Here is a 22496-nt window from a genome sequence, read left to right as displayed (position 1 = left end):
CGGTCGTGGTCAGCCGATCGGCAGGCCGAGGACCCGGGCGGCCGTGATCGGGTTGGCGTACTCCTCGCCGGCCGCGATACGGCCGTCGCGCCAGTCGAAGCGGAACAGGTACACGTTGCGGTAGGGGCTCCCAGCAGCGGTGGTGAAGTTCCCGTTGGCCTGGACGATCACGGTGTCGCCGCCGGCCGCGACCGTGATCCGCCGGTCGACGAAGCTGATCGTGCCCATTCCAGCGAAGACCTGTCGGAAGTAGCCAACGACCTGCTCCTTGCCGGCGAAGCGAATCGCCGGTTGTTGGGACCCGTCGAAGCTCATGGGCTGGACCAGCGTCACGTCCGGCGCCAGTAGGCCCGAGATCCAGTCCAGGTCACGCCGTTCGAAAGCATCCAAAAAACCCCGGGTGTCGACGGCGACGCGCTCCTCGCGAGCGGCCTCGGGATCGGGATCGGTGGCGGTCGCGGAAACCAACGGTGGCGCGTCGTCGCCCGTCGCGCACCCCGCGAGCGCGGAACCCGACGTCAACAGTGCGAGTGCCGCCACCGCAAGCGCGGGCACCAGGCGCCATCCCGCCATGGTCGAGGCTCCATTCATTCTTCTGAGTCGACGGGTCCTGGCCGCGGCACGCTCGGCATCCGCCATCAGCGCGTCCTCCCTGAACGGACGGAACAACGACGACGGGAGCAGACCACCCACCCCCGCCGACCGCATCTGGCCACGGTCCATCCGCTCCAGGCACCGCGGACCATCACACCCTGGCCTCAGGTCCGATCCCCGCCCCGGCACGAACACGGGGATCCAGAAGATCGAACGGAAACCGCGATGCCTCTCGACGCATGGGGGCGCGATAACCGGGAAGGCCGACATCGGGATTCGACCACCCGCTACCCCGGTGACATTCGACGCCGCCACGTCCGGCAGCCTCGAACGACCCGTGTACCTACCCCGGCTCACCGCTCGGATGCCAGCCTGCCGCCGCCGACACCTACCACGGTCCAGTGGCGATGACGTACCACCGTCCATGTCGCCACCGACCCAAGTATCGGTATCCGACGCACGGCGGGCCGATGCGACCAGCACCCCGCCCATGGCCTTCTTGTCCTGCCAGCGACCCAGACCCGCGTCAGCCGACACCGCAGGAGGCAACAATGCCAGCACCGAATCCGGCCGCACATCCCGCGACGTCCTCCGGAATACCCGGACGCCCAGGTCACACGACGCCGAACAACGCCGGCGCGCCCGCCAGCCTCCGGGATACGGGATCCAGGAAGGCGATCGGCCGACGCGCCCGGTGGAAAGCCCCGGCCCCGGTCCGTCTCGCGGCCGTCTGCCTTGCCGCCGCCTCCTCGTTTCTCGTCGCGGCCGTCCCGGGCTCGGCCACCACACGCCCGCCGGACCCCGCCCCACTCGGCCCGCAACGCCCCACCGAACCCGACGTCGAAGGCCCGACGAACCTCGACCGGCTGACCGTCACCACCACCGCCTCCGGACCCCCGGGAGGCCTGAACGTGACGTTCGACCGCCACAGCCGCACCGCCGACGGCGCCACACCGGCCGCCGCCCGACGGTTCGTCTTCCTCCTCGACTCCTCGATCCGCCTCAACCCCGACGCGTTCCCGATCTGCACACGCGAGACCGTCCAGGCCGCCGGCGTCGCCGCCTGCCCACCGGAGTCGGTCGTCGGCTCCGCCACCGGCTCCTACCAGGACGGCAGCCAGGTCCAGGCCGTCGCCGTGAACAGCCAGATCGCCGGCGGCCCCGGCATCCTGCTCGCATTCCCGACGACCGGCCTCATCCTCGAACAGACCCTCGAACGCGTGTCACCGCCCTACCAGTCCACATACACCTGGGCGATCGACGAACTCCTCCCCCCGACCGCCACACCGCCGCGGGACCGGCCGGGCACCAGCCGGTTCGTCATCACCTTTGGCGCCGTCACCCACCACGACGGCCGAACGGTCAGCTACCTCGAGACCGCCGACCCGCGCTGCGCACACCACTTCGGCCTCTGGAGCGAATTCGTCACCGGCCAGGTCGTCCTACCCACCGACCAGACCACACCGACCCGACGGTGAGAACGCGGCCAGCCTGACGTTCCGCGGATCATCCGGCACCTGGTCTCGCGCACCGGAGTGTCTGGCCCACGCAAACTATTCAGAGAGCACGAGGGTCTGCGCCACCAGCGCGAAGACGCCAGACATCACGGATGGTGTAGAAGACCAGGTACCGCAGCGCAAGGTCGGCGTCGTTCCGAGCGCCTCACGCGCCAGCGGCGGCATGAGCTTCTCCGCCTCCCGCGTCGACTTCCGGATGATGTCGAGCGTCGCGGGTGACCTCTTCGGATCCTTCCGAAGGTTCATCGTGATCTGCAGGACGGCGAAGGCCTCCGGCCGCCCATAGTGACCCTTCAGAATGTAGAAGAGGCTCCGGATCTCTCCTCGGCCGTGTCACCCTCGACACAGGCCTCACGCATGGTCGCCAACAAGTGCGCCCATTCCTGCTCGTAGACGGTGAGCAGGAGCGCCTCCCGGCTGCCGAACTGGCGCTGGATGGCCCCAGGTAAACCCGGACCGTCGGGCGATCTCGTTCGACGTGGCCCGGTAGAAACCGCGATCAAGTATGCAGGCGCGTGGCTTCGATCATCCGGGCCCGCGTCTGGTTCTCGCCCGGGCCGACGGCGGCCACGTCCGTTCGCTGGCCCGAGTCGCCGGTCGTGCGTGTGGTTCTCAGGGTCGGCACGACCACCAGCACTGATCCGAAGGGAGAGTGGATCCCTTACCCTGCCGCAGCCGGCGCGGATGGATCAGGCGCGTCTGAGAGCCGCCGGTCCGGTCGCGACCGTGCTGTCGGGTCGCAGCATTCGGATGGTCATGTCGACGATGCGCTCGACCGGGGTGTGTCGCGCGATCGTGTTGGCGAGAAGAACGCGGGTCAGGATCGCGCCGAGGAGCATGTCGAAGGCATCATCGGGGTCCACGGCGGGGTCGATGCTGCCTGGTGGGGCCGCGCGCAGGATGTCGGCGAACTGGGGACGAGCGGAGATCCGCCGGATCAGTTCCGGCTGCCGTGGGCCGGTAGAGGTCTGGCTGTGCGCGAGCAGGCCGGCGGCGGCCTCGCGGGCCGCGGGCGCGGTGAACACCTCCAGGTAGGCGTCGACGAACCGGCGAAGATCGCGGCGGAGGTCGCCGGTCGGTCGCATGTTCAGCGGGCTCGGACCCGGGAACACGGCCTCGGCGATCAGCTCGATACGTGACGGCCATCGCCGGTAGATCGCGGAGGCGTGCACGCCGGCGCGGTCCGCGACCGCCTGGATCGTGGTGGCGGCGAAGCCGTCCTCCGTGAGCAGCTGACGCGCCGCATCGAGGGCACGCGCGTCGATGCTGGCGTCGCGTGGGCGACCGGTGCGCCGCCGGGCGACGGGATCCGTCGTCACCGTTGCCAGCCTACGGGCGCGCGGGTTGCGACCTCCCACTTATAGGAGTACGGTCCCGTAATCGACTTACAGGACGCTATCTCCGTAAGTCGGGCCAGAGGAGGCACTGGTGACAAAGATCGACGAATCGTTTCGTGCCCGCTATGGGCCGTGGGCGGTGGTGGCCGGCGCGTCCGACGGGGTCGGTGCCGCGCTCGCGCGCCGGCTGGCGGCCGCCGGCGTGCACGTGGTGCTGCTCGCGCGCCGGCAGGCGTTGCTCGACGAGGTGGCGGCGTCGATCCGGGCGACGGCGGGGACGCAGGCACGCGCCGTGGCGATCGATCTCGCCGCGGGGGACGCGATGGACCGCGTCGTCGCGGCGACCTCGGACATCGAGGTCGGGTTCATGGCTTACTGCGCCGGCGCCGACGCGAACTACGAGCCGTTTCTCGCCAACCCCGTCGACACCGCGCTCGCCATGATCCACAGGAACTGTGCCGTGCCCGTACAGATGTGCCACCACTTCGCGGGTCCGATGGCCGAACGCGGCCATGGCGGGATCGTTCTGGTGGGCTCCGGCGCGGGACTGGTCGGCGCGCCGAACATGGTCACGTACGCGGCGACGAAGGCCTTCGACATGGTCCTCGGCGAAGCGCTCTGGGCTGAGCTCCACACCCAGGGTGTCGACGTTCTCAGCCTCGTCCTCGGCTCAACCGACACCCCGGCGCTGCGCCGGCTGCTGGCTCGCCGCGGGCTCCTGGACGGTCCCGACGACCCGAGCCCGATCCCCGGGGCCACCAGCGCGGAGGACGTCGCCGACGAGGCGATCGCCAACCTCGCCAACGGTCCGACCTGGTTCGTCGGCGACCAGCTCCGCGACGGCGCCCGGCAGCTGGGCGCGATCCCCCGCGGCGACGCCGTGCGACTGATGATCCAGATGGGCTCGGCCACCATGGGAACCAGCCAGCAGGTGGAAGCGTGAGCGCGTCCGCGGCCGACGACGCGGTCAAGGCAGACCTCGCCGAGATCCTGGTGCGGTACGCCACCGGCATCGACCGGCGCGACTGGTCGCTGTTCCGTACATGCTTCACGGACGACTGCGAGGCCGACTACGGCCCAATCGGCCACTGGCACGGCGTGGACGAGATCACCGACTGGATGACCCGCGCGCACGCGGACTGCGGGCACACCCTGCACCGCATCACCAACATCGCCGTGGAAACGGACGACGACGGCTCGGCGCGGGCACGCAGCTACGTGGACGCGCTCGTCCTGGGCGCGGACAACCGCGACGGCGTGCGCGCCATCGGCTTCTACGACGACGAGCTCATCCGCGCCGGCGATGGATGGCGTATCGCCCGCCGCCGCTTCACCTCAGTGCACCTCCAGGCCATCGACAGGTCCTTGACGGCCTGATCCACTCCCGCCATCAGGCGAAAGACGGCCACAGAGGCACCGCGCGGTGGCGACGAACCGAACGGACAACCATGCCTGAAATGATCCACATCTGATGCGTGCCGTCGTCCTGCGCGATGGCCAGCTCACGGTCCGCGAGACGCCCGACCCCGTTCCCGGGCCAGGCGAACTTCTGTTGCGGACCTTGAGCACCGCCATCTGCGCGTCCGATGTCCACTTCATGGACCATCCCGAGGTCGTGAACGACGGGACCGGCCGATTCGTCTACGACCCCGACCGCGACATCGTGCTCGGTCACGAGTTCGTCGGCGAGGTCGTCGCCCACGGCCCCGGCTGCGCGGGCACGTTCCCCGTCGGCACACGTGTCACCGCGATGCCGATCCTGCTCGTGAACGGCGGCCTCACCGGCACCAAGGTCATCGGACAGCACCCCGAGGCACCTGGAAGCTTCGGCGAACTCCTGCTGGTCTCCGAAGCGATGGCCCGCGCCGTGCCCGAGGGGGTCTCGAGCGACGCGGCCGCGCTCGTCGACGCCTTCGCCGTCGGCGAGTTCTACGTGCGTTCCTCGCGCATCGTCCCGGGAGAGATCCCGATCGTCATCGGCGCCGGCGCGATCGGCCTGTCGACCGTCGCCGCGCTCATGGCCCGCGGGATAGACCCCGTCATCGTGTCCGACCGCAAACCCGAGCGCCTTCGCCTCGCCGCCGACGCCTTCGGCGCGCACCTCCTCGTCAACCCCGACGAGCGATCACCGTTCGACCTCTGGCGACAGACCGCGGCGGCGCGCGCCGTCACCACCCCCGCCGTGGTGTTCGAATGCGTCGGCGCGCCCGGAATCGTCCAGCACATCGTCGACTCCTGCGACATGTGGACCCGCGTTCACGCCGCCGGCGGCTGGTACACCGGCGACCAGCTCAGCTGCACCACCGCCACCCACAAGGGCGTCACCATACAGTTCGGCGGCGGCCCACACCCCGAGGACTGGTACGGCACACTCGACGCGATCATCGCCGGCCGGCTGGACCCGCTCCCGAGCGTTGGGGAGGTCATCGGCCTCGACGACGTCCCCGCCGCGCTCGACCGCGCCCGCCGATCCGAAGGCCCACCCCGAATCGTCATCCACCCAAACGGCTGACAGGGCGTTCGATCCCGCGGGTTCTATGTGGTGTGGATTCAGGCCGGACCCACCTCTCGAGAGCCGCCGCCGCGCCCGAGAGCACGGCACCGGGCGGTGCGGCGCCGCTCCCAACGCAGGTGGACACCGAGCTCGACCTTGGGGCCCGTCAAGGACGACGCCCCCTGGAAACAGCGCCCCGTGTGTCCCGTCGGCGATCACGCCCTTGGCATGGTTGCGGGAGTCCGCGAACATCTCGACGCCGAGCTGGGCGAGGGCGACCGCGTCTCGAGGCCACGAGGCGGGGGCGGTGGACTCACCCCTCAGCGCGGCCAGGTCGCCGTGATGGGAGGCTCCTCCCGATCGTCGCCGGGCGAGCGCGAGCAGAAAGTAGGGATCATGGTGAACGGCGCGGTGCGGGACCTCCGGGGCAGGACGGTCGTGGTCACCGGCGCCAGCTCCGGGATCGGCTCCGCCGCGGCGCGCCGCTTCGGCGAGCTGGGCGCCACCGTGGCGGTCGTCGGCCGGTCAGCCGAGAGGACGGCGGCGGTCGCCGCCCAGGTCGGGGGGCGGGCGCACCTGGCGGACTTCGGATCACTCGCCGAGGTGCGCAAGCTCGCCGCCGACCTGCTGGCCACCTACGAGCGGATCGACATCCTGGCCAACAACGCCGGCGCCATGTTCACCGGCCGCAGGACCAGCGTCGATGGTCATGAGCTGACCTTCCAGGTCAACCACCTGGCGCCGTTTCTGTTGACCAGTCTGCTGCTGGACCGGCTGATCGCGTCGCCGGACGGCGCACGGGTGATCAACACCGCCAGCGTGCAGTACCGCAGGGCGCGCCTCGACCTCGACGACCTGGACAGCACCGGCACCCGCTACCGCCGCCTGCGGGTGTACGGCGCCGCCAAGCTCGCCACGATCCTGTTCACCCGGGAACTCGCGCACCGGACGCGGGGCACGGCCGTCACCACCTCCGCCTTCCACCCGGGTGCGGTCGCCACCGAGGTCATCCGAGACACCCCCTGGCAACAGGCGATCCTGAATTCCCGGCTGGGCAAGATCCTGCTGCTGTCTCCGGAAGCCGGCGCCGAGCCGCTGACCCACCTGGCCACTGTCGCCGATCCGGACACGGTGAACGGGGCCTATCTGCACCGGCTCACCCGCGAGGACCCCAGGAACAAGCAGGCCCGCGACCCGCAGTTGGCCCGGCAACTGTGGCAGCGGTCCGCGGAGCTGACCGGACTGTGAATCACCCCCGCGCGGGAAGGTCGACACGGCGGAGCATCAGGGCTCGTTGGCGCTGACGCGTCCGGTTCGGACCGCCTCGACCAACGCGGCGTGGTCTGCCTCGTTCTGGTCGGCGTACGCTTCGGCGAAGCGAGCGACCGCCTGGTCGAACGTCGCGCTGGCGCCCAGGTACGCCGCGATCGCGATCCGGTCTCCTGACCGTGCGTGCGCCCGGGCGAGGGTGGCGGCACACAGGCGCCCGAACAGCGTCAGGTCGTCGGCGTTCATCCTTTCCGTGTCCGCGATGCCTTTCCAGTCCTGTAGCTGCCGGACGTAGAAGTCGCGCCGCTGCCCGTCGAGGCCCTCCACGCGCTGCCAGCCCAGGAAGATGTCGCTGCTGGCCTGGATGAGCCGTTGCCCGGCGACCACGCGCTCGCCCTGGTTGCCGTATTCGCTCCCCGGCAGGTGATCGGCAAGGACCGATGTCCCCGCCTCCTTGATCTGCAGCAGCAGTGGGTCACCGTCGTCGCGGCCGAGCAGCAGCGCGACCCAGCAGCGGGTGCCCACGCTGCCGACACCGACGACCTTGCGCGCGAAGTCGACGAGGCGGTACTGGGCGAGCAGCCAACGCCGATCGGTCGACAGGGTGTCGGAGTACCGGCCCACGATGGAGCCAAGCCATCCCATCAGCAGCTCGCGTTCGCGCCCGGTGTGGAGCTCATCGATCGGGATGAGAAGGGGCGGGTCGGACGCGAAACGCCGTTCGCCGCCCACCACCTCGGTCAGCTTGGTGAACGCCCGCAGCCGGTCGCGCGATCGGGCCCGCGAAGTCGCCCGCGACAGGCGTCTGGAACCCCGCCCGCCCAGCACGTCCGCGAGCCGCGAGGCCACCTCGTCGACATCGACGTGCGCATACCAGACGTCGAGGTTGGTCATCGTCGCGAACCGGTGCATCCACGTGCGGTACGCGCTGACCGCCGTGGCGACGATCTCACGTCGTTGGGACGGGCCAAAACCATTGGCACGGGCGGCGATGGCCAGACTGGTCGCGAACCGCTTCACGTCCCACTCCCACGGGCCGGGAAGGGTCTCGTCGAAGTCATTGATGTCGAACACCAGGCGTCGTTCAGGGGAACCGAGCAGCCGGAAGTTCAGCAGGTGCGCGTCGCCACAGAGCTGGACGTCGATCCCCGACGTCGGCGTCCCGGCAAGGTCCGCCGCCATGATCGCGGCGGCGCCTCGATAGAACCTGAACGGCGATTCCGTCATCCGCTGATAGCGCAGCGGCACCAGTTCGGGCAGGCGGCTGCGCGACTGCCGGTCGATCACGTCGATCGGGTCGGCGCGGTTCGGCGCGGGTTCGTACTCCGCGTGCGTCCGGCGTGGGGCCCGAGCTCGCGCGGCCTTTCCTCGGGCCGCGCGCTCCGCGGGTCCCAGCGGAGCACCGCCGAGCGTCCCCTCGGCTGCCTGCCGCCGGGCACCGCTCACGGGAGAAGACGTGGCAACAGTGGTCATGTTTGGCCCCTCGTGGCCTCAGGGAGACCGGGTTCCTGGATGGGCGGGTTTCGAGGACTTCTCGTCCGCGGCCTCGGCGGTCGTGTCGCCGAGAAACGGACGCAACCACTGGGCCGCGGGATCGGAGTCGATGAGCAGGGCCTTGGCCAGCAACGTCATCGGAACCGCGAGCAGCGCCCCGAGCGGGCCGAGAACGAACGCCCAGAACACCACCGAGAAGAAGGCCAGCGTCGCGGACAGCCGCACCACGTTCCCGACGACCTTCGGCTGGATGAACGACTGCACGACCATGTTGATCAATGAATAGACGGCGACGACCCAGAGCATCCGGGCAACCCCGCCCTCGAGCAGGCCGAGCAGCGCGGGCGGGACCAGGCCCACCAGGAACCCGATGTTGGGGATGTAGTTGGTGATGAACGAAAGCAACCCCCACAACAGCGGCAGCGGGATTGCCAGCCAGTGCAGAGCGAACACGTCGAACGCCGCGACGATCAACCCGAAGACCGAGGAAACTGCCAGGTAGCGGCGCGTGTTGCGGGCGAATTCCCGCAATGCGCCCACCAGGAGCGGCCGTGACTCGGCGGCAGCGTCGAGCCGGCGCGCGAACAGCTCGCCATCGATCGTCAGGAAAAAGACCAGAGTGACGAGGAACACCAGACTCGACCCCGCCGAGGTCAGCCCGGAAAGAATGTTCTGCAGCACGCCGGACAGTTTGGACAGGTCGAGCCGGCCGACCGTCGCGCTGGCTTGTTCCGGCTTGACACCGAGGTCTTCCAACCGCCGGGCGGCCTGGTCGAGCAGGTCGTCGAACCGCGCGCCGTAGTCCGCCAGCAGCGTGACCAGCCGGGCGGCCGACGCGACCAGGGCGGCCACCAGTCCGGCCATGACCGTATATATGGTCGTCATCGCCACGACGATGCCGACCCACCCGGGTGCTCCACGCCGACGCAGGCGTTCCTGCAGCGGATGCACGGTGACGACGAGGACCAACGCCAGGAACGCCGGGCCCAGGGTGTCCCGGAAGGCCCGCATCCCGGCTATGGCGACGGCCAACGACGCCAGTCCCAGCAGAATCACCGTCGAGCGCGCCAGCGATCCTGTCGGTGCACCAGTTGACGACATCCGCACGTATCTCCGGCCCTTCCGCGCTCGCCGTGTCGAGAGGCGCCGACACCGATGTCGACAATCTCAGTGGCCCCGGCATGTCCGAGCCACCCGATACGCGAGTCGGTCCCATGTGGTTTCTCCACCATCCGGCCAGTCCGCCGGAAAAACGTCGCCGCGTCGATGCCAAAAAATCGGATCCACGGCGCGGACCTGACAAATGCTGTCAGTCGCGGCCAGTGGGGCGGGACGGTGGTCGGTGTCCGTGACATGGGGCGGTTTTTCGGGATAGCAGGGTGGCGAGGCCGAGCGGGCCGATGGCGGCGAGGGCGGTCATGGCGGCAGCGTAGGCGTGTTTGGTGAGGCCGGCGACGAGGATGGCGCCGGCAATGACGGTGCCGAAGGAGGAGCCGAGGTTCGCGACGCTGCGCGCGAGGCCGGCGATCTCTCCTTGGCGTTGTTCGGAAAGGCTGACTGAACGACGTTGACCGAGGGTGTGAGCAGTGCGACGAGGCCGATCAGTAGCGGTCCGGGGTGAATGCCCAGGGGCTGGGTGCTCCTGGGACCAGGCTGATCAGGACAGCGATGCCGAGGACAGTCAGGGCGAACCCGGCTTCCCGGTGGGCCGGGTTGCCCCTCGGCCGTTAGTCGAAGACGACCAGGCCGCGGATGTTGCGGCCGGCGTGCATGTCGTCGTAGCCCTGCTGGAGGTCGTCGAGCGAGTAGCGGCGGGTCACCAGGTCGTCGAGCCTGAGCAGGCCCCGTCGGTAGAGCTTCAGCAGCTGGGGCACCGCCACGGCCGGCGCGTACCCGCCGAACAGCGAGCCGCGTAGCTGCTTCTGCCAGATCGCGAGCTCGAAGAGCGACAGGTTGGCGTCGGTCTCCGTCCAGGGCGCCACGGCCGTGACCACGGCGATGCCGCCTTTGCGGATGAGTGCCAGCAGCGGTCCGACCATCTGGCCGTGCGCCACGCCGACGGTCAGGATCGCCTTGTCGGCGAGCACTCCTCGGGTCAGGTCGACGAGCAGCGGGACGGCCTCCTCCATCGAGGCGACGCCATGGGTCGCCCCGAAGACCTTCGCCTGGTCCAGCTTCCAGGCCACGGGGTCGACCGCGACGATGTGCTCCGCGCCGGCGACCCGCGCGCCCTGGATGGCCGCGGCGCCGACCCCGCCGACGCCGACGACCACGACGGTGTCGCCGGGGCCGACCTCGGCGGTGTTGATCGCCGAGCCGAAGCCCGTGGCGACCCCGCAGCCGACCAGCGCGGCAAGCTCGAGGGGCACATCCTGGTCGATCTTCACGACCGAGTACTCGTGGACGACGGTGTGCGGGCTGAACGTCCCGAGCCCGGTCATCCGGGTCAGGCCCTGGCCACGGGCGTGGGTGCGGTGGGTGCCGTCCATCGGCAGCCCGCCGAGGATCTTGGCGCCGACGTCGCAGAGGTTCGCCATCCCGCTCATGCACCAGCGGCAGCGCCCGCAGGCCGGGACGAACGTGAGCACCACGTGGTCGCCCGGGGCGACCGAGGTGACGCCCGGGCCGACCGCCTCGACCACGCCAGCGCCCTCATGCCCGCCGACCATCGGCAGTCCGGCGGGCATGTCGCCGGTCACGGCGTGGTCGTCCGAATGGCACAGTCCGGAGGCGGCGAGCCGCACGAGGACCTCGCCCGCCTTCGGCTCGTCGAGTTCGACCTCTTCGACCGACCACTTCGCGCCGGTCTCCCAGCACACCCCTGCCCGCGTCCTCATGTCAGTTCCTCTCGTCGGCGGTCGCTGTCGGTGATAAGAGCCCGCCGCGGCCGGCTGGCCCCCGCAGAGCGCGCCGGGTCATGGCCGGGCTCCGATCTTCTGGACGGGTGTGAAGGCGACCTTCATGCCCTCGTAGCCGCTGACGAAGTTGGCCGGCCGGTGCTCCGGCTCGGCGTCCTCGGCCAGTCGCAGGTCGGGCAGGCGGTCGAGCAGCCGGTCGAACAGCACCCGCAACTCCGCCCGGGCCAGCGAGTTGCCCAGGCAGAAGTGGGAGCCGAAACCGAAGGCGACGTGCTCGTTGGGGGTACGGGTGATGTCGAACGTGAACGGGTCGGCGAACACGTCCTCGTCCCGGTTGGCCGACGGGTAGAGCAGCAGCACCTTCTGCCCCGCCCGCAGCGACGCGCCGTGGAAGTCGACGTCGGAGGTGACGGTCCGGGCCATGTTCTTGATCGGACTGACCCAGCGCAGCATCTCCTCGACGGCGCTCGGCAGCAGTGACCGGTCGGCGCGCAGCCGCTCCCACTGCTCCCGGTCGCGCAGCAGCTGGTAGAGGCCGCCGGTGAACACGTGCCTGGTCGTCTCGTCCCCACCGATGAGCAGCAGCAACGACTCGTAGATGAGGGCCTCGTCGTCGAGCCGGTCGCCGTCGACCTCCGCGTGGACCAGGGTGCTGATCAGGTCCTCGCGCGGGTTCTCGCGCCGGTCGGCGATCACGCCGGCGATGTAGGTCGTGTACCCGGCGAAGACGTCGGCCGCCGTCGCGAGCCGGTCGGGGTCGGGCTGGCCCAGGACGCTGAGCATCGCGTCCGACCACTCCAGCAACTTCGGCTGGTCCTCGGGTCGAAAGCCGATGGCGTTGCCGATCACGATGAGCGGCAGCCAGGCGGCCACGTCCCACACGAAGTCGCACTCGCCGCGTTCGGCGACACCGTCGATCAGGTCGTCGGCGATGTGCCGGATGACCGTCTCCTGCTCCTGCACCCGCTTGGGCGTGAAGCCGCGGTTGACGAGCTTGCGCCGCCGCACATGCCCAGGATCGTCCATATCGATCATCATGGGCACCGGCCCGCTGTCCGGCCGGATCCCGCCCGCGTTCGAGAAGAGCTTCGGGTTGGTCGAGGCTTCCTTCAGGTGGGCGTACTTCGTGATCGCCCACACGCCGTTCTTCTCGTCGAAGAAGACCGGCTCGTTCCGGCGCAGCCAGGTCAGCTCCTCGTGCGGGTTGCGGCCCCAGAAGTCCCCGCTGACGAGGTCGATGTCCGGTCGGTAGGTCACAACGTCAGCTCCGGATCTGCCAATCACGACGAAATGGGCGTTGGAGGGTACTGGTGCGGGGCGCCACCGGGCACGGCACGGCCCACCGGAGCCGGACGGTCGACTCAGGATTTCCGCGAGGGCTCGGCACGATTCCCGATCAGCTCGCCGGTTCGAGGACGAACAACGGGATTGTCCGCTCGGTGGCCGCCTGATACTTGTCGAAGTCCGGCCACACCTCGACGGCCCGACCCCACCAGGTTGCCTTCTCGTCGCCCTGGACCTCGCGGACGGAGTAGTCGAGGAGGACATCGCCATCCTGGAGACGCGCGACGTGGTTCGCCCGGATGTTGTGCACCCAGTGCGGGTTTGTCGGCGCGCCACCCTGCGAGCCGATCACGGCGTAGCGGCCCTCGCCGTCGGCCACCCGCACCAGGGGTGTCTTGCGGACCTTGGCCGACTTGACCCCCAGGGTCCACAGGATGATCCAGTTCTTACCGACAAGGTCGCTGGGCTCGGCGCCGTTGGTCCGCTCGTAGCGCTCGACCTCCTGAGCGATCACTTCCCACGAACTGGGCTCGTATTCGGCTTCGAACGCAGCCATGGACGACTCCTTCGCCTTCTGCTCCGATTTACGGAAAAGGTCGCGCGGCGCGTCACACGGTGGCGACGGACCCGATCCGTAGGGACTCATCGACGCTAGTGTATCCAATATACATCCTTGTCCGCGAGGCCGCTGACGCCGATCTGGCCGACAGCACTGGCCAACCGAACCGCGATCCCCCACCATCGCACCCCTCGACGGCCCGATTCGGCGACGCAAGTCGAGCAGGCCGAGAGGAAGGCCAACTCGGCGTCGAGCCGGAGCCGGGTCACGTCAAGCACGGTGCGGAGGTGTGTCTCGTGGTCGTTCAGCAGGAGTCCGCTGCGCGACGGATCGCCAAGGTCGAACGACCCGTGGCAGGCGAAATGCGCCCACTGCGCCGACAGCAACGCGGGCGGCACCGCCTCGCTGGTAGCGTCGGCGTCGGCGAACAGCTTGACCCGGCCGGAGACCGCCCCGCCAATGCCGCCGCCTCGCTTGCCGCGCCGGGCAGTTCCGCGCGATGAGGGGACCGTGACGGTGCCCGCGGCGGCTGTGCGGCGGCCGCCTGGTGGACGGCCGCCAGCTACGCCGGCGGTCGTATGCGGGCGGTGATGGCGAGGTTCCGATACGTCGCCGATGCGGGTCGGGGTCCGTAACCAGCCGCCGATAGGCGCGCTTGGCCTCATCAGACGAGCCCCGTTCGAGCAGGACCAGGTCACGCATACCTTCGTGCCGGACCAGCCGCATCACGATCGCCAGCGGCACTTCCGGATTGGCGAGCAGCTCAGCCTGGACAAAGGCTTCCTCGTCCCCGACCAGCGCGAGATAGGCCTCGTCGGGCAGAAATCGCCACGCCGACGGCCAGCCAAAAGGCACCACGACTTCCCTAGGACGGACCACCAGCATCCGGCGTACGGAGAACATCCGGACCGGTGGCCAGCCGTACCAGCATGACAGCCGACACTAGCGAGTGCGCCTCATCTATCCGTCGATTACCAGAGTGAGAAGAAGCTACGTAGTGGGTGGGGGTGGTAGGAGTCGAACAGCGCGAAGTTGATGAAGGGGGTGGTGGCCACCGCGAGCAGGGCGAAGGCGTGGTTGAGCTCGGTCATCCGTCGCAGGTAGCGGCCGTTGCCATCGACGTCGAGGGCCGCGTCAGGGGATGGCTCCTCCTCGGAGAGAGACCCGCCGGCTGGGGCATGGCGTCGCGTGACCTTCTCACCGACCACGGTCGCGGCGCCGGTGAGAACCGTGCCGGCGACAAGCACGTCCTTGACGGTCACCATGACCTTCGCGTCATTGGCGAGCGACCGGCCGCGCAGAGTTCTTCGCTCACTCAGCCAGCCGGCGCCGACGGCGGCGTTGACGAACAGGTCGAACAGGGAGTCGTCCATGTTGAGCCGGACGCCGCGAGCCGTCTTCGCGGGCCCCCTACCGCTGGCTCCGGGTCGCTCGGCACCGACGGGCGTAGGTCTGCCGAATGCGGCAGCGGCCAGGCCGAGGCGGCCGATCGACGCGGCCGCGGTCTGCGCGATCGTCATAATCGTCACCGCCGGTCTTGTCAGGCGAACAGTCGGAAGATTCTTCCGGGCCGGTAGGAGCGCAATATGTTGAAGTTGACGCGGGGAGTGAACCCGATGGCACCGGCCGCACAGGCGCGGTTCAGCATCTTCATCACCGTGAAGCAGCGGTAGTAACGTTCCCCGCGTCGGGAGGCGTCGGACGTGAGGCTGCCCTGAGCATCCAGCGGCAGCCCCTGTGGGAACTCACGCCTGACGAGGTGACCCGCGGCGATGGTGGCGATGTTCGTGAGCGCGGATCCGACGACAGTGAGATCCTTCAGTCTGACCGCGTCGTCGGTCTCCTGATCGAGGTGGCGTTGCGTCCTCAGGGTGTGCTGCTCGATCAGCCAGCCTCCGGCAAGCATCGCGTTCGCCACGACGTCGTACCTGCTCCACAGTCCCCTGGCCCCAGCGCGATCCGCCGTGCCGGGGCCAGCGGACCGTGGGCTGCCGGCGAAGGCCGCGGCGGCGCCCAACTGGTGGATGGACGCCGCGGAAGTCGTGAGCAAACTCATGAGTGCCCCTCCGCGTCGAAGGCGGCTCACAGGACCTTCCGTGGCGAGCCAGGAGCTTGACGGGTCACTGCTACGCCCTCAATCAAGTCTGTGACCTGCCGTTTCCCGCGTCAAACGCACGTCCGGGGCAGGATGCCCGCTGGCAGACAACGAGGGCACAGACACCTTGACGGGGCACGGCGGCCGTCGCCTGATCGGCTCACGTTCGGCGTCTCATCAGCGCCAGCGGTGTCGCGGCTTCTCTCTTGCGGCTCTCCTGCGGCGCGGCGCACCATCAGTCACGTTCTGCGGCCTTTACAGCGGACCTGTGCCAGGACGGTCAGGTCCGTCAGGGCGCACTCGGTCAGTTCGTCGACCGTCAGGCACAACCGCGCCCAGACCGCATCGCCTTCGGCGGCGTCATCCGCGATGCCCTCCCTTGGATCTGGACTTTTCAGACGGTTGGTCCGGATCTGTTCCGCGTTGTGACCGGGCCCGGTGTCGGTGGTCGTCATGATCATGGTGGCGGCGTCGAAGGACTCGTCACCGAACGGGAGCCGCTCGGCGCTGGCAACCAGCGCGGCGAGGCCTCCGCGGCGGGCAATGCCGATCGGGGGTGCGGAGATGCCGACAGGCCGAAATACATGAAATGTTCAGGGCGACGTCGCGTAAACGACGCCGAACTTCGCCCAAACCTGCCGTGCCACCTGAAGGTTCACCATCTATTCCCGCGCACAGCAACGATCGGCTGGTAATGCCCTGCGATCCTCTCCTGGGTTTCGCCGTGCCCCCACGCCGGATTCCACGCGGCGACGGCGAGACCGGTCAGGAGTACGCTGTGACCCCTCGGACCCTCAAAACGGCCGCCGTCGTCCTGGCGGCCACGATCCTGGCTGCGCTGTTCGCGGCAAGCCCCGCGGGAGCCACTCCCCCGAACATTCCGTCGGCGAGCACCGCGCTGAGCCGACTCAACACGCTGACGGTCACCGCGGAATCGCACGCGTCCACCTACAACCGGGACCTGTTCCCCCACTGGATCACCATCAGCGGAACGTGCAACACCCGCGAACAGGTACTCAAGCGCGACGGCACCGGCGTGGTCGTGAACAGCAGCTGCGCACCCACCTCCGGATCCTGGTACAGCCCCTTCGACGGAGCCACCTGGACCAACGCCTCCGACGTCGACATCGACCACATGGTGCCGCTCGCCGAAGCCTGGGCGTCCGGAGCCTGGGCCTGGACCACCGCGCAGCGCCAGACCTACGCGAACGACCTCGGCGGACCCGAACTGTGGGCCGTCACCGACAACGTCAACCAGGCCAAAGGCGACAAGGACCCCGCCGAATGGCAGCCCCCGCTGGCCTCCTTCCGCTGCACCTACGCACGGGCCTGGGTCCAGGTGAAGTACTACTACCACCTGAGCGTCGACAGCGCGGAGAAGTCCACCCTCACAAACACGCTGAACTCCTGCTGACGGACTGACGGCGGGTAGCCTGGGGGAACTCACTCCGGGCTACCCGCGGATCCGGCGCGACGATCCGCCGGCCCCGCACTCCGGTCATCCTGTCTGCCAATGCCCTGTGTCCGGTCCTCAGCGGCCGCGACCGGCAGCCGTTACGGCGTCGTCGCCGTGCCGCCCTCACGACAGCGTGGCTGATCTATAGTGACGGCTCCGGTGACGACGAGACCGCGACGAGGGATGATCCATGCCAGCGGAAGACGACAACTCCAGTACGGTGAGTAGCGTCGACCTGAGTCGCGCCGTTTCCCACGCCCTTCGGCACGAACCCTGGCTCTACGAGCTCGAACTGGATGACGAAGGCTGGACGCCGGTCGACCAGCTCATCGCGGCGCTCCGCGAAAAAGGCGGCCGGTGGACGTCGGTCGACCGCGTCTCGCTGGAACGGATGCTCGAAACCGCCACAAAGCCGCGCCACGAACGCGACGGTGAACGCATCCGAGCGCTCTACGGCCACTCACTGACCGGCCGGATCAGAAGAGTCCCGACCACCCCGCCCGCGACGCTGTTCCACGGCACCGCCCCGGAAAGCTGGACGACGATCAGGACCGACGGTTTGCTCCCGATGGGACGCCAGTACGTCCACCTGTCCGCCGACCGCGAGACGGCGACCTCGGTCGGCCTCCGCAAGAGCCCCAACCCGATCATCCTCCTGGTCGACGCCGCGACCGCCGCCGAGACCGGCCTCCCCTTCTACCAGGGCAACCACCTGGTCTGGCTCGCCGACACCGTTCCCGCCCGCTACCTCCACGCCCCCGATCAGCGTCTCTGATCCTGTCTGGTCACGCTGGTTGGGACGGTCCCCAAAGCGATGATCTCGGTCCGCGACAGCGAGCGGCTCGCGTTCATCGGCCACCGTCCCGCCACCTCGACAGCGGCGGTCGACTCGATGACCGCGCGACGCGGCCGACCAGCGAGCGCGTTCCACCCGCCGCGCGCACCCCGAGCTCATCGAGCCTGGCGGCGGCCACCGCGCGGTGCCGATACGAGTGCGCTGGCGCCACGACATGAGCGACGTTGCGCGTTGACCCTCCTCGCACTATGACACTAGTGTCACAGCGGTCCTGATGATCAGGAATTGTCGCGTGGTCGTCGTGGAGGCATGTGACGACACCGGCAGGGAGCTGGAGTGGACATGCGATTACCTCGACGACGGACCGGAATTGTGCTGATGGCGGTGTTGCTGGGCGCCGCGGCCTGCGGTGACGGGGGCGGCGATCAGGGAGCCGGAGAACGGCCGTCGCTGCGCGGCGTGACCGTCACCGGACCAGTCACCACCGGGGCCCGGCCGAACGCGTTCGCCGAACCCGCGTTCGATCTCGCGGAGTACGGCTACCTCTCGCAGGAGTTCCTGTTCGGCGGGCAGGCCACCGCCTACGCCCCCGCCGACGGCACCGAACTCGGCACCGACGGCCGGTGGACGCTGAGACCCGACCGTACCGAGCCGTTCAAGACCCGGTTACTCGTCATGCGGCCGTCGGACCCGGCGAAGTTCAGCGGAACGGTGTGGCTGAGCTGGGTCAACGTGACCGCCGGATTCGAGATCGGCGACATCACCCGGGCGAGTCTGCGCGACGGCGACGCCATCGTCTACGTGTCGGCGCAGAAGATCGGACTGGACGGCGTTCCCGGCGCAGAGGGCAATGGCCTGCGCGCCTGGGATCCCGAACGGTACGGCACGCTGACCCATCCCGGTGACGCGTTCTCCTTCGACATCTTCACCAAGGCCGCACTCCTCGTCGGCCGTGACCGCGGCGATCTACCGGTCGACCCCATGAGCGGCCTGGACGTGCGCCGGGTGTTCGGCACCGGGGCGTCCCAGTCCGCCATCCGCCTCACCGCCTACCTGAACGGGGTCCAACCCCTGGCCAACGCGCTGGACGGGGCGCTGCCGGTCGCGAGCTTCGGCCACGCGGCGAGCTTCGACACCCCCACCGGCCAGACCGAGAACGTCGACGCCGTCTTCGGCCGCCCGCCGGTCCGCATCCGCGACGACCTCGGCATTCCGGTAATCCTGGTGACCACGGAGACCGAGGCCGAGTCGCTGTACCCGGCTCGTCAGCCCGACTCGGACACGTCGCGCACCTGGGAGATCGCGGGTGCCGCGCACGCCGGCGCGGGCGCGGGCAGCATCGGCGACGTCATCGCCACCCTCACCCGGGACGGGCTGACACTGCCGACCGGCGCCTCCGGATCCACCTCCGGCGCGGTCGGCACGCCGACCCAGCCGAACTCGGTCGACTGGCTTCCGGTGATGTCCGCCGCCCGCCAGCACCTCACCGCCTGGTCCCGCGACGGCGCGGCACCACCGAAGCTGCCACTCATCACCCTCAAGGGCGACCCGCCACAGATCCAGCGCGACCAGCACGGCAACGCGCTCGGCGGCATCCGGATGCCCGAGCTGGAGGTGCCGATCGCCACCTACAGTGGCAGCGTCGAGGGCGCCGATCTGAGAGCCTCGCTGTTCGGCTCGATGAGACCTTTCCCCGCCGACCAGGTACACGCCCTCTACCCGAGCCGGCAGGACTACCTGACCGCCTACAACAACGCCGTCGACCGCGCGGTCAACGCCGGATACTTCCTGGACCGTGACGCCGAGACCATCAAGGCCACCGCGGCGACCACGGCCGACCAGCTCTTCCCTCAGTAGAGCGCCATCCAGCCGGTGGAGCGTGTCTGGCGGCTTGTCAGGCCCGGTCCGATCAGCCATATTGGTGCGGCTCTAGTAGCGCTAATTTCCGACGGTGGTCCGGAGGCGACCGCTCCGGGCGTCGAGGTGCCCTTGTCGGCACGCCGCCGTGCAGCGCGGGAGCTGGCTCGCGGAAGGAGGTAGCGGGGCGCGGTGACGAGCGGCCCGGGATGTCCTTCGATCTCCGTTCGACTTCCGTAATCCGGCTCTCGCCTGGAGGGCACCGCGGCCGGCCCTTTCGCCGTCGCGTGGCGGGATCGCCGGGTCGGCGGGCTGTCCGGGCCTTGGGGGCACGCGGCCTCCCGTGGCGGGGCGTCACCGCGTCTCGCGTAGGTCGCGTGCCGGCGGCGGTCCTGGTGGCGCCGGCAGGTCGGCGACAGCGCCCAGGTGGCGGCCTCGCGATTATAGATCAACAAGGAAAGGCACCGCCTCATGATCCTGACCCGATTATGCGAGCGGACGGGCACCGCGGCCCTCGCGACGCTGCTCGTCGGCTTGCCAGCCGTCCTCGGCGGTTGCGGGACGTCGTCGCCTGCGCCCAGCGTCACGGCGATATCGTGCGAGACCCAGGAACCGGGCGTGACGGCAACCTCCATCAAGATCGGGCTGGTGCTCCCCGACACCGGGCCCCCCGGGATCGTCGACATGTTCAAGGGAGCGCGCAGCGCGGTCGACGCCCGGGTGCATCTGCAGAACGCCGACGGCGGCATACACGGACGCGGCATCGACCTGGTCTGGGGCGACGACCAGACCACCGCCTCGGGGTTCTCCCGGGCGACGCGTGACCTCGTCAACAACCAGCGGGTCTTCGGACTCGTCGCGCTCACGCTGAACCTCAGCGGCGCGGCGGAATGGCTGCAGTCCAAGAACGTCCCGGTCACGGGGTTCGCCTCCAGCGCCGACTGGAGCGACCACCCCAACGTCTTTCACTTCGGCAACCTGTTCAACAAGGGCACCGTCTCGACCTTCGGCGACTACCTCAAGGCGCAGGGCGGCACCAAGGCCGTCATCGTCGTTGACTCGAGCACGGCGGCGGCACCGGACCTGTCCGCGGCGCTCGCCTCCAGTCTGCGAAGTCGCGGCGTCGAGGTCGTCAGGGAGTTCGAGTTCACCCACGGAATCAGCAGCGCGGCGAACATCGCCGATCAGTTGAATCGGTCCGGAGCCGACGCGCTGGTCGGGACCGCGCATGTCGCTGACTTCGTCGACATCTACTCCCGGGCCAAGGGCCTCGGGGCCCCGATCAACGTCGCGCTGAACACCGCCGGTGTCAGCGCCTCGGTGCTCGCGACATTCGGCTCCGGGATGGCCGGGCTATCCACGATCTCGGGTTTCGCCCCGCCGGACTCGCCAGCGATGGCTGCTTACAGCAACGCGGTGAGCGTCTACTCACCCGAACTGGCGGACGCCAGCGACGAGATCGCCATCTCGTCCTACGTGGCCGCGGACCAGATGATCCAGGGCCTCCTGCTCGCGGGCTCCTGCCCGACTCGCGCCATGTTCATCGACAAGCTCCGCCAGGTAACCGACTTCACCGGCAGCGGGCTGATCCCCCCGGTCGACCTGTCGAAGCCCAAGGAGCCCCAGGTCTGCGAGACCTTCACCAAGGTGGACCCGACAGGAAGCAGCTTCGCCATGGTCCCGCCGCCGGCCGCGCTCGACCACGCCGGGTTCTGGTGCGGCGAGGTGCTCTCGAACCAGTGACCCCTCCGCCTACCAGGCGCGATCCACTTGCCTATTCTTCGTGGCGCGTGGCGGATCTCGGCGGCCCCGCGGAGGTGAAGGCGGTACCCGGTGGGTCGATCGCCCACGGCGCGGGCTCGTCCCAACGCTCGCCGTACACGAGTTCCGGCATCGGCCGGCGCCGTACCGGTCCCTGACGGCCGACCGGTCGGCCCAGCGTGATGGTGCCCGCGATGAACACGTTGTCGGGCACCCCCAGCAACTCCCGCAGCTCCGCGTCGACGGCGAAGTTGAAGCCCGTGAACACGCCGCCGTAGCCCAGGGCCCGCGTCGCGACCAGCAGGTTCTGGCAGGCCGGATACACCGACGCGCCCTCGCTGGGCATCGGGTCACGGTAACGGACGAGGCACGGCAGGATCAGCACGGGCACCCGCTCGAAGGCGTCCACGAACTCCTGCATCGTCCGCGCCATCCGGGCCTTGGGCGAGTCGGCCACCGCCCCGGAGCCCTGCTCGTACTGGTCCGCGGTCCGCTTACCACCCCAGATCCGGCGCGCGCCGGCGCCGATGATCTTCTTTGCCGCCTGGGCGTTCGGGCCGTCGGTCAGCACCAGGAACCGGAACGGCTGCCGATTGGACCCGCTCGGTGCCCGGGTCGCGGCGAACAGGATCGCCCGCAGCGCCTCGTCGGGCACCGGCTCGTCACGGTAACGCCGGATCGCCCGGGTGGTGGTCAGCCCCTCCAGCAGACCCACGGTGTCCGGCGGAAGCGGCACCGCGGACAGGTCGTGCGCCTCGGCGGATCGATCGGAACACATCGTGCTGGGCACCTCTCGCTCGTCGGATCGGTGGCTGCGCGAGGGTGCCCCCGCGCGCTGCTTGGGCTGACCTGCCTCGGCGTCACCCATGCGTTCACGCTGTCGCGTCTACCGCCTCGCGTGCCTCGCGGCGACCGCGATGGCAGGCACCGCCGCTGTGCGACGCGGTCCCTGCCGGCACCGGGATCGCGATCGTCCGCGGCGGAGAACCACCCGCCGCTCCCGCGGTCGGGGCCGCGCGCCGTGCGCCACGCCGGTTGCGGCGGTTCGCGCTGTCAGGGATCCACGGGAGGCGACGTGCCGGACCCGCCGGCGGCGGACAGCTCACTGGCGATGCCGTCGAGGAA

At 69.4% G+C, this 22496-nt stretch carries 22 protein-coding genes and 1 pseudogene; 9 read left to right on the top strand and 14 right to left on the bottom strand.

Going from position 1 to position 22496, the window contains the following annotated elements:
* Nucleotides 1-9: 9 nt before the first annotated feature.
* Nucleotides 10-639 (bottom strand): nuclear transport factor 2 family protein, encoded by a 630-nt coding sequence (locus I6A81_RS17395; RefSeq protein WP_203010234.1) that lies wholly within the window; start codon nucleotides 637-639, stop codon nucleotides 10-12.
* A gap of 866 nt (nucleotides 640-1505) precedes the next feature.
* Between I6A81_RS17395 and I6A81_RS17390 the strand changes: the two genes are divergently transcribed.
* Entirely contained in the window at nucleotides 1506-2072 is a 567-nt protein-coding gene (locus I6A81_RS17390) for a hypothetical protein (protein ID WP_307874722.1), read from the top strand.
* Nucleotides 2073-2147: 75 nt separating this feature from the next.
* On the opposite strand, the gene I6A81_RS17385 is transcribed toward I6A81_RS17390, so the two are convergent.
* Together I6A81_RS17385 and I6A81_RS17380 are read right to left on the bottom strand one after the other, a co-directional pair.
* Nucleotides 2148-2357: a hypothetical protein gene (locus tag I6A81_RS17385; RefSeq protein ID WP_202999802.1), complete on the bottom strand. Its 210-nt coding sequence runs from the start codon at nucleotides 2355-2357 to the stop codon at nucleotides 2148-2150.
* A 443-nt stretch (nucleotides 2358-2800) separates the two neighbouring features.
* Nucleotides 2801-3430: a TetR/AcrR family transcriptional regulator gene (locus I6A81_RS17380; RefSeq protein ID WP_202999800.1), complete on the bottom strand. Its 630-nt coding sequence runs from the start codon at nucleotides 3428-3430 to the stop codon at nucleotides 2801-2803.
* A 118-nt stretch (nucleotides 3431-3548) separates the two neighbouring features.
* On the opposite strand from I6A81_RS17380, the gene I6A81_RS17375 reads away from it, so the two are divergent.
* From I6A81_RS17375 to I6A81_RS17360, 4 genes are all read left to right on the top strand, one after another.
* On the top strand, nucleotides 3549-4391 hold the full coding sequence (locus I6A81_RS17375; RefSeq protein ID WP_202999867.1) for an SDR family NAD(P)-dependent oxidoreductase: 843 nt from the start codon (nucleotides 3549-3551) through the stop codon (nucleotides 4389-4391).
* Complete coding sequence (locus I6A81_RS17370) at nucleotides 4388-4825, top strand: nuclear transport factor 2 family protein (protein ID WP_202999798.1); 438 nt, start codon at nucleotides 4388-4390, stop codon at nucleotides 4823-4825. Before I6A81_RS17375 ends, I6A81_RS17370 begins: the two co-directional genes overlap by 4 nt.
* 94 nt (nucleotides 4826-4919) lie before the next feature.
* On the top strand, nucleotides 4920-5960 hold the full coding sequence (locus I6A81_RS17365; RefSeq protein ID WP_202999796.1) for a zinc-binding dehydrogenase: 1041 nt from the start codon (nucleotides 4920-4922) through the stop codon (nucleotides 5958-5960).
* Nucleotides 5961-6338: 378 nt separating this feature from the next.
* Nucleotides 6339-7190 (top strand): SDR family NAD(P)-dependent oxidoreductase, encoded by an 852-nt coding sequence (locus tag I6A81_RS17360; protein ID WP_202999866.1) that lies wholly within the window; start codon nucleotides 6339-6341, stop codon nucleotides 7188-7190.
* Nucleotides 7191-7226: 36 nt separating this feature from the next.
* Here I6A81_RS17360 and I6A81_RS17355 read toward each other — a convergent pair whose 3' ends face one another.
* From I6A81_RS17355 to I6A81_RS17315, 10 genes and pseudogenes are all read right to left on the bottom strand, one after another.
* A complete protein-coding gene (locus I6A81_RS17355; RefSeq protein ID WP_202999794.1) occupies nucleotides 7227-8684 on the bottom strand; it encodes a DUF2252 domain-containing protein in 1458 nt (485 codons plus the stop codon).
* Nucleotides 8685-8702: 18 nt separating this feature from the next.
* Nucleotides 8703-9806: an AI-2E family transporter gene (locus I6A81_RS17350; protein ID WP_202999792.1), complete on the bottom strand. Its 1104-nt coding sequence runs from the start codon at nucleotides 9804-9806 to the stop codon at nucleotides 8703-8705.
* 208 nt (nucleotides 9807-10014) lie between these two features.
* Nucleotides 10015-10402: pseudogene (locus I6A81_RS46210) on the bottom strand (MFS transporter); the annotation flags it as partial.
* 30 nt (nucleotides 10403-10432) lie between these two features.
* A complete protein-coding gene (locus I6A81_RS17345) occupies nucleotides 10433-11542 on the bottom strand; it encodes an NDMA-dependent alcohol dehydrogenase (protein ID WP_202999790.1) in 1110 nt (369 codons plus the stop codon).
* A 78-nt stretch (nucleotides 11543-11620) separates the two neighbouring features.
* Nucleotides 11621-12820, bottom strand: a complete 1200-nt coding sequence (locus I6A81_RS45610) for a cytochrome P450 (protein WP_202999788.1) — start codon at nucleotides 12818-12820, stop codon at nucleotides 11621-11623.
* Nucleotides 12821-12959: 139 nt separating this feature from the next.
* Complete coding sequence (locus I6A81_RS17335; RefSeq protein ID WP_202999786.1) at nucleotides 12960-13403, bottom strand: nitroreductase family deazaflavin-dependent oxidoreductase; 444 nt, start codon at nucleotides 13401-13403, stop codon at nucleotides 12960-12962.
* A gap of 95 nt (nucleotides 13404-13498) precedes the next feature.
* Complete coding sequence (locus tag I6A81_RS17330; protein ID WP_202999865.1) at nucleotides 13499-14071, bottom strand: CHAT domain-containing protein; 573 nt, start codon at nucleotides 14069-14071, stop codon at nucleotides 13499-13501.
* A 306-nt stretch (nucleotides 14072-14377) separates the two neighbouring features.
* Entirely contained in the window at nucleotides 14378-14926 is a 549-nt protein-coding gene (locus tag I6A81_RS17325; RefSeq protein WP_203031711.1) for a hypothetical protein, read from the bottom strand.
* Nucleotides 14927-14946: 20 nt separating this feature from the next.
* On the bottom strand, nucleotides 14947-15324 hold the full coding sequence (locus I6A81_RS17320) for a hypothetical protein (protein ID WP_202999781.1): 378 nt from the start codon (nucleotides 15322-15324) through the stop codon (nucleotides 14947-14949).
* A 416-nt stretch (nucleotides 15325-15740) separates the two neighbouring features.
* Entirely contained in the window at nucleotides 15741-15956 is a 216-nt protein-coding gene (locus I6A81_RS17315; RefSeq protein ID WP_202999779.1) for a hypothetical protein, read from the bottom strand.
* A 323-nt stretch (nucleotides 15957-16279) separates the two neighbouring features.
* Between I6A81_RS17315 and I6A81_RS17310 the strand changes: the two genes are divergently transcribed.
* From I6A81_RS17310 to I6A81_RS17295, 4 genes are all read left to right on the top strand, one after another.
* Entirely contained in the window at nucleotides 16280-16915 is a 636-nt protein-coding gene (locus I6A81_RS17310; protein WP_202999778.1) for an HNH endonuclease family protein, read from the top strand.
* 232 nt (nucleotides 16916-17147) lie between these two features.
* On the top strand, nucleotides 17148-17732 hold the full coding sequence (locus tag I6A81_RS17305) for an RNA 2'-phosphotransferase (protein WP_202999777.1): 585 nt from the start codon (nucleotides 17148-17150) through the stop codon (nucleotides 17730-17732).
* 399 nt (nucleotides 17733-18131) lie between these two features.
* Nucleotides 18132-19610 (top strand): alpha/beta hydrolase domain-containing protein, encoded by a 1479-nt coding sequence (locus I6A81_RS17300; protein WP_238428228.1) that lies wholly within the window; start codon nucleotides 18132-18134, stop codon nucleotides 19608-19610.
* Between the two features lie 618 nt (nucleotides 19611-20228).
* Nucleotides 20229-21353 carry an ABC transporter substrate-binding protein gene (locus I6A81_RS17295; protein ID WP_307874719.1) on the top strand — a complete coding sequence of 375 codons (1125 nt, stop codon included), beginning with the start codon at nucleotides 20229-20231 and terminating at the stop codon, nucleotides 21351-21353.
* A gap of 31 nt (nucleotides 21354-21384) precedes the next feature.
* Here the strand turns inward: I6A81_RS17295 and I6A81_RS17290 are convergent, their stop codons facing one another.
* Nucleotides 21385-22149 carry a nitroreductase family protein gene (locus I6A81_RS17290; RefSeq protein ID WP_202999775.1) on the bottom strand — a complete coding sequence of 255 codons (765 nt, stop codon included), beginning with the start codon at nucleotides 22147-22149 and terminating at the stop codon, nucleotides 21385-21387.
* Between the last annotated feature and the right edge of the window lie 347 nt (nucleotides 22150-22496).

Origin of the sequence: Frankia nepalensis (genome assembly GCF_016786325.1) — a bacterium.
Taxonomy (GTDB): domain Bacteria; phylum Actinomycetota; class Actinomycetes; order Frankiales; family Frankiaceae; genus Pseudofrankia; species Pseudofrankia nepalensis.
The sequence above is the reverse complement of the archived record's forward strand: the minus strand, read 5'-3'. Positions and strand labels throughout refer to the sequence as shown.